Annotated in this window: 15 protein-coding genes; 14 read left to right on the forward strand and 1 reads right to left on the reverse strand. The window is 44.7% G+C overall.

Going from position 1 to position 14,001, the window contains the following annotated elements; translation table 11 throughout:
• Positions 1-204 precede the first annotated feature (204 nt).
• Positions 205-684 carry a glutathione peroxidase gene (locus tag CA598_RS14490; RefSeq protein ID WP_094870679.1) on the reverse strand — a complete coding sequence of 160 codons (480 nt, stop codon included), beginning with the start codon at positions 682-684 and terminating at the stop codon, positions 205-207.
• A 339-nt stretch (positions 685-1,023) separates the two neighbouring features.
• On the opposite strand from CA598_RS14490, the gene CA598_RS14495 reads away from it, so the two are divergent.
• The 14 genes from CA598_RS14495 to CA598_RS14560 all read left to right on the forward strand — a co-directional run bounded on the left by CA598_RS14495 (position 1,024) and on the right by CA598_RS14560 (position 13,974).
• A complete protein-coding gene (locus CA598_RS14495; protein WP_042124803.1) occupies positions 1,024-1,302 on the forward strand; it encodes a hypothetical protein in 279 nt (92 codons plus the stop codon).
• 93 nt (positions 1,303-1,395) lie between these two features.
• The gene (locus CA598_RS14500; protein ID WP_094870678.1) at positions 1,396-1,815 is read left to right on the forward strand and encodes a thiol-disulfide oxidoreductase DCC family protein; all 420 of its coding nucleotides are present in this window, start codon (positions 1,396-1,398) and stop codon (positions 1,813-1,815) included.
• 73 nt (positions 1,816-1,888) lie between these two features.
• Positions 1,889-2,797, forward strand: coding sequence for a copper amine oxidase N-terminal domain-containing protein (locus CA598_RS14505; protein ID WP_094876956.1), 909 nt, complete (start codon positions 1,889-1,891; stop codon positions 2,795-2,797).
• Positions 2,798-2,833: 36 nt separating this feature from the next.
• On the forward strand, positions 2,834-3,268 hold the full coding sequence (locus CA598_RS14510; RefSeq protein ID WP_094876957.1) for a DUF6526 family protein: 435 nt from the start codon (positions 2,834-2,836) through the stop codon (positions 3,266-3,268).
• A 187-nt stretch (positions 3,269-3,455) separates the two neighbouring features.
• On the forward strand, positions 3,456-4,619 hold the full coding sequence (locus tag CA598_RS14515) for a P-loop NTPase family protein (RefSeq protein ID WP_094870675.1): 1,164 nt from the start codon (positions 3,456-3,458) through the stop codon (positions 4,617-4,619).
• Positions 4,612-5,853 (forward strand): TadA family conjugal transfer-associated ATPase, encoded by a 1,242-nt coding sequence (locus tag CA598_RS14520; protein ID WP_094876958.1) that lies wholly within the window; start codon positions 4,612-4,614, stop codon positions 5,851-5,853. The genes CA598_RS14515 and CA598_RS14520 overlap by 8 nt, the downstream gene beginning before the upstream one ends.
• A gap of 31 nt (positions 5,854-5,884) precedes the next feature.
• The gene (locus tag CA598_RS14525; RefSeq protein ID WP_256989837.1) at positions 5,885-6,679 is read left to right on the forward strand and encodes a type II secretion system F family protein; all 795 of its coding nucleotides are present in this window, start codon (positions 5,885-5,887) and stop codon (positions 6,677-6,679) included.
• A 10-nt stretch (positions 6,680-6,689) separates the two neighbouring features.
• Positions 6,690-7,565 carry a type II secretion system F family protein gene (locus CA598_RS14530; protein WP_373455828.1) on the forward strand — a complete coding sequence of 292 codons (876 nt, stop codon included), beginning with the start codon at positions 6,690-6,692 and terminating at the stop codon, positions 7,563-7,565.
• Between the two features lie 12 nt (positions 7,566-7,577).
• The gene (locus tag CA598_RS14535; protein ID WP_094870671.1) at positions 7,578-7,766 is read left to right on the forward strand and encodes a Flp1 family type IVb pilin; all 189 of its coding nucleotides are present in this window, start codon (positions 7,578-7,580) and stop codon (positions 7,764-7,766) included.
• A complete protein-coding gene (locus CA598_RS14540) occupies positions 7,763-8,437 on the forward strand; it encodes a TadE family protein (protein ID WP_094876959.1) in 675 nt (224 codons plus the stop codon). Before CA598_RS14535 ends, CA598_RS14540 begins: the two co-directional genes overlap by 4 nt.
• 60 nt (positions 8,438-8,497) lie before the next feature.
• Positions 8,498-10,756: a hypothetical protein gene (locus CA598_RS14545; protein ID WP_094876960.1), complete on the forward strand. Its 2,259-nt coding sequence runs from the start codon at positions 8,498-8,500 to the stop codon at positions 10,754-10,756.
• A gap of 18 nt (positions 10,757-10,774) precedes the next feature.
• Positions 10,775-11,767 carry a TadE/TadG family type IV pilus assembly protein gene (locus tag CA598_RS14550; protein ID WP_094876961.1) on the forward strand — a complete coding sequence of 331 codons (993 nt, stop codon included), beginning with the start codon at positions 10,775-10,777 and terminating at the stop codon, positions 11,765-11,767.
• A 23-nt stretch (positions 11,768-11,790) separates the two neighbouring features.
• A complete protein-coding gene (locus CA598_RS14555; RefSeq protein ID WP_094876962.1) occupies positions 11,791-12,300 on the forward strand; it encodes an A24 family peptidase in 510 nt (169 codons plus the stop codon).
• An 18-nt stretch (positions 12,301-12,318) separates the two neighbouring features.
• Positions 12,319-13,974 carry a DUF6382 and FHA domain-containing protein gene (locus CA598_RS14560; protein ID WP_094876963.1) on the forward strand — a complete coding sequence of 552 codons (1,656 nt, stop codon included), beginning with the start codon at positions 12,319-12,321 and terminating at the stop codon, positions 13,972-13,974.
• Positions 13,975-14,001: the final 27 nt, after the last annotated feature.

Genomic DNA, 14,001 nt, shown 5'->3' on the forward strand with positions numbered 1-14,001 from the left:
CGTGGAGGTTCGAGTCCTCTCTACCGCATATAGAATGATGAAAGAATCCTTGCGATGCAAGGATTCTTTTTTTGTGCTTAACGAGCAATCGGAAAGCTGTATTTTCGTATAATGGATAATGACAAAAAGGACACTGACCGCATATCACCTGGTGGTCTGAGGGATGTGGCCAGTACCCTTTTTCAAAATTTCTTATTGAATGGATTATTTCAGAAGCTTGGAGATATAGGATTCGATCTGCTGAGGAGTAGTTTTAGGAGCAAAACGCTTAAGGACACGGCCTTCTTGATCCACCAGGAACTTGGTGAAGTTCCATTTCACGCTTTTTGAGCCTAGAACACCAGGAGCTTCCTTAGATAAGTATTTGAATAATGGATGTGCTTCGTCGCCTTTTACATCAATCTTCTCGAACATGGGGAAAGTTACCCCATAGTTAATCTCGCAGTATTCTGCAATTTCATCACTTTCGCCAGGCTCTTGGCCGGCAAACTGATTGCTTGGGAAACCAAGCACTTCGAATCCGCGATCCTTAAATTTATCATACACTTCCTGAAGCCCTTTATACTGAGGCGTAAACCCGCATTTGCTAGCTGTATTTACAACAAGGAGTACTTTACCTTTGTACTTGGACAATGATTCTTCTGCACCCCGAAGAGTGTTGACCTCAAAATCATAAATACTCATGGATGCCACCTCCTTTGGAATTCCTATTTTTAATTTATCACAATTTAATTGTACACTATTTATGATGGGGAGCCAAATAAGAAAATTCTATGAACCATTAACGCCCATTCGGTTTATCAAATCACAGCAAAATGAATGATCATAAATTAAATGTATCTGTATATATTTTATGGAAATAATGACTGAATAAAGGTGTTGATCAGAAAAGAGCAATAAATAGCTTCCGTGTTAGCCGTCTTTGGTTGACATCACCCTTAAAATTCTTTAATATGTCTAAGTATCTGAGAATATGTTGCGTGTGCAATTTACAACCAAAAATTTAAATAATGGGTGATGAAGATGTCTTACAGACCGAATATTACGAATGTGACCAAAGCCAGCAGCAACGATAAGGAAGGATTGTACGAGTTCATTATCAAGCTTGCTGATGGAACGGAGTGCCGTGCGTTTTATAATCGGTTTCCGGAATGGAAAATGACGAACATCAGCCGCCTGCTTAAAACTCCATGTCCAATTTGCCGCAAAGATTTCATCTGTAAATGCATGGAGGCATTCACTGCTGATTTCGAAGGACAAATGATCGGTGATCAATGGATTGAAAAGGCAATTGCTGAATAATTAAAGAACGGTACATGTTGGCGCGGGATTCTATCCCGCGTTTTTGTTTACCCAAAATATGCGATACACTTATCTTTATAGGGAGGGGGAGCTATGAACGAGGAGCTGAACATTATGCAAAATAAATCCATTGTGTTGATCGATGGGGTGTGTCATCTATGCCAAGGTTTGATTCGTTTCATCATCCCGCGTGATCCCAAGGCTAAATTTCTATTCGCGCCTTTACAAAGTGAAATTGCCGCTAAGCTAATGAGTGAGGCTGGACTTCAACCTGGGCAGTTGAACACAGTTGTATTGCTGGAGAACGGTATGTATTATACAGAGTCGGCTGCTGTACTGCGAATTGCACGTAGATTGAGATGGCCTTGGCCTGCTGCGTATATCTTCATTATAGTGCCGCGCCCAATACGGAATACCCTTTACCGCTATGTTGCAAGGAATCGTTACCGTTGGTTCGGGCGTGATGAGCAGTGTCTGCTCCCCACACCGGAGATCAAACAAAGATTTTTGTAATCCGCAGTTTGGCTAGATGTTATAATGTACCATAATTTGGTATGGTTAAGGACATGTAGCGAGGGGTGAAGGGATGGCGCGAAAGGTAGGATTTTATCTTTTAATTCTTATGCTAATTTCTTTAGGTACAATGGGGACGATATCCGCAGATTCTAAGCTCAGGGTTATGGTGAATAATTCGAGCCTGAATTACGGTGTACAAATCATTTCCGGACAGACGATGGTTCCGCTGAAGGCTTTTGAGAGCTTCAAGAATACTTCTATTCAGTGGGAAGCCCGTACAAAGCAAGTAACGATCGTTAGAGACTCTATGAAGCTTAAGCTTGCTATAGGTTCTCGAACGGCGTGGAAGAACTCGGAATCTGTGCAACTGGCAGCACCTGCTAGAATCATGGATGGAAGAGTTACGGTACCGCTGAGATTTATTGCAGAAGCTCTTGGGGCTAGAGTAACGGTAGATGCTGCTACGAAGACTGTCTGGGTTCAGGAACGTGCTAATACAAAGCTTGTGCAGAATTATACTAGTAACGACTTAGTAGTTTCCCGCATTGCTGCTTTACAATTCCCGGTTGATGAAAGAGAACCGTCTCAATTAACGGGTGATAATGAAGCGTTGTCTATGTCGTATTATTTTCCTGAAGGCAGATCTGATGGATATTTCATAATCTATGGGCATTTTGTATCGTATTATGAGATTAAAGACAACATTAGAACAGTCGTATGGGAAGCCGATTTGGACAATTCGAAAGAGGCTGATAAAAAAGATTTTACCGCGATATTCGGACACCCCATTGCGAAGGAATATGGCAAAGCCCCTGTTTTAGCGCCATCCTATGCCTATTATTATACGAGTGTATGGGGTAGTCAGATTATTTGCGGAATCGTTAATGTGGATGGAACAACTAAAGTATCAGGGAAGTCGCTGAACTGGGAGAACAACAAGCCCTTTATCGTGGCTATTCCCGGCGAGACGAAGCTTTAAACGCTCTACAAGTCATATAAAATATGGAGATGAATTATGAATAAAGGGAAGCCCAAGGGATTTATGCGTTTTGATTGGCCTTTTCATTTTGTGACGATGCCGCTTGCGCTGATTTCGTTTGTGTGGTCGACGATTTATGCTGTTCAAGAGATACGTGATGATGGTGCTTTAACGGTGCCATTGCTGTTATTCGGGATGTCCTTATGCTTACTTTTTGCGATTACAAGAATTCGTATATATGCGACAAAAAATCAGGACCGCGTGGTGAGAGTGGAAGAGCAGTTTCGCTATTTCCGTCTGACAGGCGAAGCTTTGAGCCCAGAGCTTGAAATAGCCCAAATTATAGCGCTACGTTATGCGGGTGATGATGAGTTTCCAGCACTGTGTCAGCGGGCGGTGAAGGAGAAGCTCAACCCTGCCGATATTCGGTCTGCCATTAAGTACTGGCGCGAAGATAAGATGAGAGTATAGTATCCAGCTAGTGTGTGAAAAAACTTATTGCTGCCTTCTTATATATATGCTACTATAGCTGTAAATTAAAGGAATAGTAACGGAAGCACCGTTCAATTACCGTATTCACGGTTATTGTCGGTGCTTTTTTTGCTGTCTTTTTTTGAGAAAATAATGGATTTCTTCTTATCGAAAGGAGCGTGGTTTCATGGCGGCAAGGATTGTGCTCGCAGTGCGTGAAAGTCAATATATCGAACCCTTACTGCACTATCTTCATCACAGCGAGTACGGAGAAATGCTGCGTATTACGGCTTTTAGCCGAATGGATGCTTTTATCGAATTTATGAGGGGAGAGGACATCCCGGATGCTGTTGTGGGGGACTCTTCTTTTATTGAGGCTTGGCTAGTAGAGGGGAAAAGCATGGTTCCGTGGGCAGTTTTGAGTGAGGATGGAGGTTATCTCGGTAAGAGTGCTAAGAGTCTGGGAGGAGGAGTGATGATTGCCAAATATCAGGCGCTTCCTTCCCTTCTAGGAGCATTTCTCCAGTTATGTGAAGTTCAAAGAGGTAGAGGAGCTTCTGTACTAGATGAAACGCTGTTGCTGGGGGTTGTCTCTTCTAGCGGCAACATGGGCAAAACGACGATAGCATTGAATATGGCTAAGCAGCTTGGTGAAATGGGCCTTTCGGTGTTTTATTTGAACCTTGAGAGTGTTGACAGCAGTGGGTTGTTTCTCAGAATCCCTGCAGGTCATACGCCTGGACTAGAGCGACTGCTATATGAAATAAAGGCCCATCGAGATAAGGATGAAGCGGATACGATCGAATTAGGACAATACTTCATTAGATATGATCACCTCCGAACTGCTTCTTTCAGGCCAGTTATTAATGTGAAGGAAATGCTGCAGATGACTTTGCAAGATACGCTGGATTTATTAGAGCGGCTGGTTGCCGAGAGAAACTTTGATGTTGTTATTGTGGACACCGGAAGCATCGAGGAAGAGCGTGCGAAAGCTGTGCTACAGCGGAGTGGGATTTTACTTTGGGTCCTGAAAAATGATGATGTAAGCATGTATAAGGCTATGAGATGGCTGTCGCATTGCACTGCTCCTAACTCTGGAATGTCCCCCCATGTGATGGACAAGAGTAAATTTGTAGTGAATTTTGCAGTAGATCGCTTGGAAGAGTGGGTGCCTCCAGAGGGAATTACCATTGAAGGCATATGCCCTTTTATCCCGTCATGGACACTGCAACACCGTGAGGAGCTTTTTTTGAACTCTCCGCAATTTCAGCGAGAAATTTTGCAGTTATGCAAACGGATTGTAGAACCAGCGCTCCCACTGGTGTTTACCGGGAAGAACCTGCATGAATGAAGAGATGTTCAGGGCGCTGCGTAGTGAGATTCGTGCAGGACTTGATGTAACATCTGCAGTAGAGAACCGTGAACTTACCGGGTTTATCGAACGAACGATTCTAGAAAGTGAAAGACTCCGTTACTTAACAGCGCAGGAGAAGCATGAGCTAGTGAAGAGATTGTTTGATTCTTTCCGGGGATTGGATGTGCTTCAGCCATTAGTGGACAACCCGGCGATCACGGAGATTATGATCAACAGTCATACTGAGATTTTTGTGGAAGAGGAGGGTCAGATTCGTCGTCTTCCTTTGGAATTTGAGTCCAGCAGCAGGCTGGAAGACATTATCCAAACGGTAGTATCCGGTGTTAACAGGGTAGTAAATGATTCCTCTCCTATCGTTGATGCCCGGTTGAAGGATGGATCTCGCGTGAATATTGTTCTTCCGCCAGTCTCGCTGAAAGGACCCGCGATGACCATACGTAAATTCCCGGAGAAGCCGATGACGATAAATGAATTGGTGAGCCGTGAAGCTTTAAGCCTGGAAGCAGCAGAGTTACTGCAAATCTTAGTAGCTGCTAAATACAACATTTTTATAAGCGGGGGAACCGGCTCGGGGAAGACCACCTTTCTAAATGCATTATCTCAGTTTATCCCATCACAGGAGAGGGTCATCACAATAGAAGATTCTGCTGAGCTACAGATTGTAACGGTGCCAAATCTTGTATCCCTGGAGACTAGGAACGCGAATACAGAAGGTAGAGGTGAGATTTCCATTCGAGATTTGATTCGTTCTTCACTGCGGATGAGACCCAATCGAATTGTTGTGGGTGAGGTGCGTGGAGCGGAATGTCTTGATATGCTACAGGCGATGAACACTGGGCACGATGGAAGCTTGTCCACAGGGCATAGTAACAGTGCGCACGATATGGTCAGTCGATTGGAGACGATGGTGTTAAGTGCAGCGGATCTGCCGGTAACGGTTGTTCGTCAGCAGATTTCATCGGCGATTGATATTTTCGTACATTTATCCAGGCTCCGTGATCGTTCTAGGCGAGTGATGGAGATTAGTGAGGTTGCAGGCCTGAAAGATGGAGAAGTGTTCTTAAACCCTCTATATGAATTTCAAGAATCCGGTGAGCGAGAGGGACGGGTACAAGGGGGGCTAGTTTCCTCTGGAAACCTGCTTATGCATACAGCAAAGCTTAGAATGGCTGGTGTAACCTCCTACCCGTTATCTCAGGCTGGATTTTAAATTCTAAAGGGGGCAAGAAGTAGTGCTTAAGATTAAGTTTGCTGCTGAAAAATCTAAGGAAGCTGATGCCAGAGACCATTCATTATTGCCGAATTATACGGTATACGAATTGACCTTGGTACAGAAAACTCTGGCTATTGCAGTAGGTGGTATGCTGCTGTTTGGAGTGGGCTATCTTTTTTATCATCATTGGATACTATCGTTACTACTTATGCCTGGTGGGCTGTATGCACCTCGTATGCTGCGTAATTATTTGCTGAAAAGACGCCGGAGTATGCTTAATTTACAGTTTAAACAGACGTTGTTTTCATTGTCTTCCTCACTCTCAGCAGGGCGATCGGTCGAGAATGCTTTCCGGGAAGCGGTCCAGGACTTACGTATGCTGGACCCGGAGGGGGGCGGCGATATGATCTCGGAGCTAAATATTATCTGTACGCGCATGGAATACGGTCAGCCAGTGGAGGAAGCGCTTCGGGATTTCAGTGCAAGAGCAGGAATGGAAGATATTGAGCGGTTCGCTGACGTGTTCACTGTATGTAAACGTACAGGCGGCGATCTGGTAGAAGTAGTGCGCCGTACGTCTACGATTATTGGGGAGAAGCTGGATATTCAGCAAGATATTGCTGTAAGCATTTCACAGAAGAAATTCGAAGCGAAAGCGCTGTTAATATCTCCACTAATCATGGTGATCTTTATGAGTTTGACTGCAGGAGACTATATGCAGCCCATGTACACAGGAGCGGGTATAGCTATATCGACGCTTGCATTAGTAGCTTTGTTTTTATGTTATCTCTGGACTACTAAAATAATGGACATTCCGCTGTGAAGGGGAAGTAATCATGCGATGGCTATGTGCAGTAGTCACTATATTTTTACTTGTTGTCTGGGCTCTGTTACGAATTAAATGCGGAAAAAGATATGACGGATTAAGAGAACTTCCTATGGAAGGACTACGACTTCGGAAGTTGGGTGAACCGCTGCTGCTGCTCATTGAGAAAAGCGGCATTGTCAGTCGTTTTCCATCATTGATGTTCAGGATTCAACGTTCCCTGCAGCGAAGTTATGGGATGCGTTACAGTGCAGAACGAACCCTGCTGTTCATGGGTGAGATGCTTAGCTACAGTTGGTTGTTGCTTGTGGGTGGAAGTTTGATCACAGGGTTTAGCGGCGATCAGACAGGTCTGATTCTAGGTATTTTCTTGGCGGTAGCTCTACCAGCTGCTATGGTGAGTGATTTGCATAAAAAGGTGAGGGTGAGAGAGCAAAATATTATGCTCGAGCTACCAGAACTTCTGAACAGCATTGTATTGCTGGTAGGAGCAGGTGAGACCGTACAACGGGCGATTATCCGCTGTGTGGAGAGCCGCCGAGGTGATGTTAATCACCCATTATACAAGGAGCTTAGGATCATGACCAGTGAATGGGAAGGAGGGTATTCATTTCAGCAGGCATTCGAGAATTTTAGCAAGAGATGTGCAGTGCAGGAAGTATCGTTGTTCACGACGACGGTTCTTTTGAATTACCGCAGAGGTGGAGCGGATTTTGTGTTATCGCTACGCGATCTCTCGCGGATGCTGTGGGATAAACGTAAAGCTATCAGCCGAACGCGAGGGGAGCAAGCTTCCTCTAAACTAGTCTTTCCGATGGTAGTTATTTTTTTAATAGTAATTGTACTGGTGGGAACACCAGCATTCATGATGTTAAAAATGTAGGAGGGTGAACTAATGATGACGACAATGTCGGGTAGTGTGAAGAATTTCTGGAAGGACGAGGAAGGCCTGGGGACACTGGAAATGATTCTGATTATTGCAGTGCTGATTGCGGTCGTTCTTTTGTTTAAGGACAAAATTCAGGAGGTAGTAGAGGCTTTGATTAAAACTGCAGGAGAAAAGAGCCAGGAAGTATTTGAGTGAATAAGCTTAAGGACGATCGAGGCAGCTTTACTATTGAAGCTTCAATTCTACTACCTATGGTCATGTGTATTACAATGCTTCTTCTGTTCTTTTGTTTGTATAGCTACCAAAAGTCCATGCTGCTGCAAGTAGCCTCAGGGGCTGCTGAGCGTGCGGCTTACAATTGGGACAACAGCCATAAAGAGGTTTCTGGCTCCTATGCTGCTGGTGAGTATGACTCCCTTTATTGGAGAATTGGAGATGATGCGTTGCTGGCCTCATTATTCGGCGGAGAAGCTGGGAAAGGTGGCGCGACAATACAGCTACCTGGTGAAGTGTCAGATGAGAGTGATCTACCAGATCTTAAACTCAGACATTCGTCCTCTATGATTCCGAATAATATGCCGGGAAATATGAACTACGAATACACGCTTACGGGGCGGAAAGTAAGCGGTGAATTAAATCGTCTACTGCACTTACCTGTACTTGATGAAGTTTTGTCTGATGAGGCAAAGCCAACTGTAAGAACTCAATCTATCATCGCTGAGCCTGTTGAGTTTATCCGTACGGTAGACCTGATGCGTTACTTCGGGGCTAAGTTCAAGGGTGGCTCAGAGGGTACTAGTGGGTCTGGAGTCCACATGGAGAAGAAGGATGCATCCGCGATGATGACCAAGCTTCAGGATAAGTGAATATTTCCTTGCTAATGGATCTTGTATCTATTGAAGGTAGGGATAAGGAGGGAGGTTTTGATGAGGAGTATCTTTAGCAGTTGCCTTGTTAGCGGTAAGAGTCGAAAGAAACAAAGGCAGGGTAAGGGCAAAACGGAAGGTTCAGTATCCATTTTTTTAATTACGGTACTGGCTTTCGTCTTTCTGTTTACCGCTGTGCTGATTGACTATGCGCGGATTGCGGCCTTCAATGTTCAGGAGGAACGTTTAGCGAGGGCTAGCGTTCGCTCTGTAATGTCATCTTACGATGTTGAGCTACGAGAAAGGTATGGTTTATTCGCCTTTGGAGAGAGTGACGGGGATATGCTGCTGTCTCAGGTACTCAATGATAATATGCATAAAAGTGGTAGGAGTGACGTGTTCAATCTGGTACCCTTCGTGTTGGAAACGTCATCTTTGAAATGGAGCAGGCCGCTGGGTAGCTATGATGTTGTGAGTCGACAAATACTGGAGGAAATGAAGTATAAGGCTCCTGTGGATTTTGCTTTGGAATTGGCAGGTAAATTCAAGCCGATGTCAGGAGTAATGGCAGAGGCCTCACGGGTTACTGAATTACTCAGTAAGCTACAGCCGTTATATGACGAGCGGGAAGAGGCTTTGGATCTTATGTTAGAACGGAGAAGCCAGGCTGCGGAGAGTGGGAGAAGGTTGCTTCAATCGATTATGGATCCGCTTGCAGAGTCCATTTCGGCCAGTTCACTCGGAAGTATACAATCGGCGGCGGATATTCCCGCACAGTATAGTGACTATCTTGGGAAATATTACGATGATCTTTATCGTGATAGTAAAAAGCCTGCAAAGTACACTTATCAATTGTCTCTCTATCGGAGTCGAACTACTGAGATGTTATCGCGGTTTCCTGGCTTATTAACAGCTTTTCGAGAAGATCATGAAAGATCAATGGAGGGAGCGAATGAAGCGATAAAGAAGGCAGAGCAATTGAATGACGAGATGAGAAATATATTGGAACAGTCGCGAATGGAGGGGGTGAATCTATCAAATGATCCTGCTAATGACTGGGATATTCCGGGAAGCTCAGGAGAGATAAGCTCAGACCCGCTTAAAAAGCTGCGTGAGCAGGAAGATGCACTGATTCTCTCCTCAACGGATCTAAGTCAGATGGAGAATAGTATATCCACGCAGCAAAGTGCTTACGGTGCCATCGAACCGATTGTGACAGGAATGTCGGGTGTGCTGTATGAAGCTTTGAGTGAATATGGTGACTCCTATCAAATGATCTCTTCTGTTCTAGAAGCTTCACGCGTAGTGAATAACTATCTGCAGAATTACGGTAAGAAGGGAAGTATTATCGTTAGTGATTTGGCTGTAATCGAACAGCACCGTAGCTCAGATAAAGAGCGAAAGCAGTTGGAGAGAGAAGCAAAATCTAAGCTGGGTGAAGCGAAAGCATTGCTTGATAAGATTCGAATGATGGGTAACGGAGTGACAGATTCTCTGACAAGCTATCAAACACTTCGTCAATATTACGAGGAGAATATCGCTTTTAATAAGGAATTAGTATCCGATTCACTTGTTAAATCTGAAGTAAGCACTAACCCGTATACTGCTGGGAGTTCGGCAATGGAGGATATGGACGGAATCTATGCAGCGATGGGTGGCATTATGGGAGGAGCTAGAGATAGACTTTTCCAAACAGAGTATTCTGCGTTCTATTTTCAACATTTTGACGTTTCCAAGCTAGCCACTCTAGCAAAAGGTTCTGAGGGTACAACCGAACTTACAGACCAGCTTAATCCTCAAGCGCAAGAGCTGGAATACATTCTTTATGGATTTCATAATCCTGCTGGAAATGTAGCCGCAGCGTATGCTGAAATATTTGCCATGAGGCTGTCTATTCGAACGATGGAAGGTTTTATTGAGAAGGCAAGTTTAGGAAACCCGTTGGCCGTTCTGGCCGCAGCACTGTTGTATGGCATCCAGCAAGCTATTCAGGACATGTTGTTACTCTGTGAGAAAAATTCCATAACACTGTCTAAATACTTACCAGCCCAGCTGACTTATCGCGATCATTTGCGTCTGTTCATGATGCTGCATGGAGGCGGAAATGTTCAGTTATCTCGAATGCTGGCTCTAATCCGATTGAACACAGGAATAAATCCAGATGAAAGAAGTACGTATGTCTCTTCGAATATTAAGCTTGGGATGCGGCTATGGTTTCTGCCGGGTGTTGTGAAGCTGTTGGATTATAGCGCTGGGTATTCTGGAGAAGTGCAAGGCAGTACATATATGAGAACAGTACAGGCTGATTTTTCATACTAGCAGGAGGTTGGTAAGGATATGGGGGACAGGTACCGGATTAGGGGGAAGACGAAGGAAGAAGGCAGTATGGTAGTAGAAGCGGCGATGGTTCTCCCGATCTTCCTACTGTTTGTTTTGTTCCTAATTTCTATCGTACAGATGACCTTGTATTCGACAGCCTTACAAAGCACAGCATCCGATACTGTGAAATCTATTTCAACGCATATGTACCCGGCAGCTTTGGCGGTGCAGAAATGGGGAGCAACAAGCGAAGCTGGTGCTGATCCAGTGAAGGGTGGTACGGATCTACCCGCTGGCAATCAAGCTGAATCGAATTGGACGATCCCTCGCTTGTCACTTACAGATTGGGGCAGTAGTTATGCAATGTCATTACCTAAGCCGCTGAATGAGTGGGTCATGTCAGCTTTAGAGAAGGGCGAGGGACCTCTGCAGAAGCTACAGGCTGAGACCTCTGAAAGTGTACTGGATCTAGCGATTAAACCCCTATTAAAGCCTTATCTGTCATCAGACTTGTTGGATTATGATCGAATTCATGTATCTAACATTATCGTGCCTGAGTTAAAGAAGGGTACCCGACCTTACTTTGGAATGGTTGTTAGCTATGAGCTGCCGATGAAGGTGCCCTTTCTAAACCAACGCATTGTACTTGAGGCAAGTGCTGTTGAACGTCTTTGGATCGGGGATACAGGAGAGGGTACAAATAAGGGCAATGACGGCACTGGTCAACCAGAGGATTTTATTAAGATTTTGGAGAAGCCGAATCCAGCTGTAGCCAATAAGCAAGGCAAAGTTCGTGCTAAAATTCCGCCGAATGCTTCCGCTAGCTTATCCGTTTTTTATAAAAGCGGGGGAAGTACTGCTAGATATTTAGGCTGGAAACAAGCGGATGCGGACGGATATATCGAGTGGGAGTGGAAAATAGGTGTGAATACCACACCGGGCTCGTGGCCATTTGTAATTCAGCTCGATGACGGTAGATCTATTGAGGTGATGTTCACAGTAGTGAAATGAATGAAGGGGAAGGAGGGTAATCCATGGCGGAGTGGGCCTTCTGGGGATGTCTGCCGTTTCTGGCAGCTGCATTTATTACGGATATAAAGTCGATGAGAATACCAAACTGGATCACTGTCTCAGGATTGCTTGCGGGTCTGCTGGCTCAAGCGCTGATGAACGGCTGGGATGGACTGCTGAAGGCTGGTGTGGGTGCCGCTGCAGGATTTACAATACTTCTAATCTTGCATTTGATAGGGGCGGTTGGTGCGGGGGATGTTAAGCTTTTTGCCGGGATTGGAGCGTGGACAGGGATGCTATTTACATTGCAGGTCGTGATGTACTCCGTACTGTTTGGTGCTTTGATAGGCTGGCTAATTGTCTTAAAGAGACGGGAGACAGGCAGGCGTACGCGTAAGATCTTTAACATAATTTCCGGATTTATATTATTGAAGAGTTCATTCCTATTACGAAATAAAGATAATGAGCTGTTGAAGTTTCCCTTCATGCTGGCTGTAGTCCCTGGTACCATTTGCGCTTATCTTTATTTTTAAAATAGGAGGTGGTAATGCTTGTTGTACGGATTATCCCGTGACTTTATGCAGCAGGACGGTATATATATGATGCTTGGCGAACCAGAAGGGATGCCGGTGGGGAAGCTTAACATGGTTCAAGCTCGTATGCTGATGAACACTGACATCCCTCATCATTTAAGGTTGTTACTTAGGGAAATTGATTTAAAGGTTACGATGGAATATGCTGTTCTGCGTAAAAAAATGCTCAGTCATTTACTCAAAAGTGAGAAGCTGAGCATGGCCTCATTTTTTGGATTACTTCTGCAAATTGCGCAAGGGATGGAAGATGGCAGGTTATATATGCTTCGGGCGGATCAGTATGCTTTGCATGAAGATTACATTTTTATTGAAGGATCATTGCAGAGTGGTAAGGTATATCTCACCTATATCCCTGTGCAGGGGAATGAGCCTGCTTCTAGGCTGGGACATTCCCTCAAGTCCCTGATCATGGTGATGATGGCATCTATCACAGAGCTTACTGGCAGTGGTGTTCAAAGAGTACTGCAATACTGTGGGGAAGAAGATTTTACACCAGCCGGCTTAAAGAATCTTCTCTCAGAGCTGTTGACAGAGGGCGACTCTAGTAGAGGACAATTCAGTAGTAACGCAGAAATGGCATACACATCACCTAAGATGACAGAAGTACGTCCGGCAGAGCCTGAAAGACGAATGCAAGAGAGAGTAAGGGAACTGTTTGTGAATGAGGTAGCTGCTCCCCAGAAAAAAATGAGTGAGCGGAACGAGGAAAAGGGTCTGCTTACTCAGCAGAACTCAGCTCCGTGGTTAAACAGCTATTCCAGTCCGAATCTTAGGGGGAAAGTAGAGGAGAGGTCTCTTCGGTCTACAGAAGATAACAGGTTGACGAATTCACAACCCTCAAGCTCAAGAACCTATGTTATTCTAGGGTGCTTATTGGGTGATGCATTATTATGGAAATTCCTATATCTAAATAACCAAAAACCTTTATGGCTAGCCGTGTGTGGGATCGCAACGATTGTCTTGGCTACTTTTAGCTGGATGGTATGGAGCGAAAGGATAAGGTTTGGAAGTGACGAAGAAAAGGAACATAAGAGTGAGGATTCTGAAGATACAAACCGGAGTCCGAATCGAAGAGAACTGGAGTGGAATTTTGGTAGGAATCCTGTGACCACTGTGCGTCCAGCAGCGTCAATTCCAAAGGGTGATCAGCATCCATCCGACCCTTTTTCTGACATTCCGTCAGTACGATCTGAATCAAGGAAAGAGGAGGAGAGTTTCGTAATACCACCAGGTCCAATAGCCCCAACAGCTTTATTATCACGGGAGGAAACACCTGAGCAAGGCAAACGAAATGAGAAGCTGGCTCGAAATGTTCCTTATCTTAAAAGAAGCGATGAGGAAGAGGCAGAGTCGGAAACCATTGCGTTAAACCGAACTAGCTTTATCATTGGCCGATCGGCGGAAGTAGCTCAGTATGTAGAAAAATCGGAAGGAGCTTCAAGAGTACATGCGGAGATATCTAGAAGCCCAAGCGGATACGTACTAAAGGATCTCGACTCCAGAAACGGAACGTTTTTTCAAGGGGAAGCCATGATCCCTTACAAAGAGTACCCGCTGTCAGAGGGGACCGTATTTAAGATTGTAAAAGGAAGTTACACATTCCACATGGAATGAAGAGCGCAAGCAAAGAGTGTTGATTCT

The organism is Paenibacillus sp. VTT E-133291, from assembly GCF_002264395.1.
Lineage (GTDB): Bacteria > Bacillota > Bacilli > Paenibacillales > Paenibacillaceae > Paenibacillus_AQ > Paenibacillus_AQ nitricinens.

Coding starts and splice junctions, on each gene's coding strand:
- CA598_RS14555 (WP_094876962.1), top strand. CDS start 11,791: ATGGCGGAGTGGGCCTTCTGGGGATGTCTGCCGTTTCTGGCAGCTGCA.
- CA598_RS14515 (WP_094870675.1), top strand. CDS start 3,456: ATGGCGGCAAGGATTGTGCTCGCAGTGCGTGAAAGTCAATATATCGAA.
- CA598_RS14510 (WP_094876957.1), top strand. CDS start 2,834: ATGAATAAAGGGAAGCCCAAGGGATTTATGCGTTTTGATTGGCCTTTT.
- CA598_RS14550 (WP_094876961.1), top strand. CDS start 10,775: ATGGGGGACAGGTACCGGATTAGGGGGAAGACGAAGGAAGAAGGCAGT.
- CA598_RS14505 (WP_094876956.1), top strand. CDS start 1,889: ATGGCGCGAAAGGTAGGATTTTATCTTTTAATTCTTATGCTAATTTCT.
- CA598_RS14535 (WP_094870671.1), top strand. CDS start 7,578: ATGATGACGACAATGTCGGGTAGTGTGAAGAATTTCTGGAAGGACGAG.
- CA598_RS14500 (WP_094870678.1), top strand. CDS start 1,396: ATGAACGAGGAGCTGAACATTATGCAAAATAAATCCATTGTGTTGATC.
- CA598_RS14520 (WP_094876958.1), top strand. CDS start 4,612: ATGAATGAAGAGATGTTCAGGGCGCTGCGTAGTGAGATTCGTGCAGGA.
- CA598_RS14545 (WP_094876960.1), top strand. CDS start 8,498: ATGAGGAGTATCTTTAGCAGTTGCCTTGTTAGCGGTAAGAGTCGAAAG.
- CA598_RS14495 (WP_042124803.1), top strand. CDS start 1,024: ATGTCTTACAGACCGAATATTACGAATGTGACCAAAGCCAGCAGCAAC.
- CA598_RS14490 (WP_094870679.1), bottom strand. CDS start 684: ATGAGTATTTATGATTTTGAGGTCAACACTCTTCGGGGTGCAGAAGAA.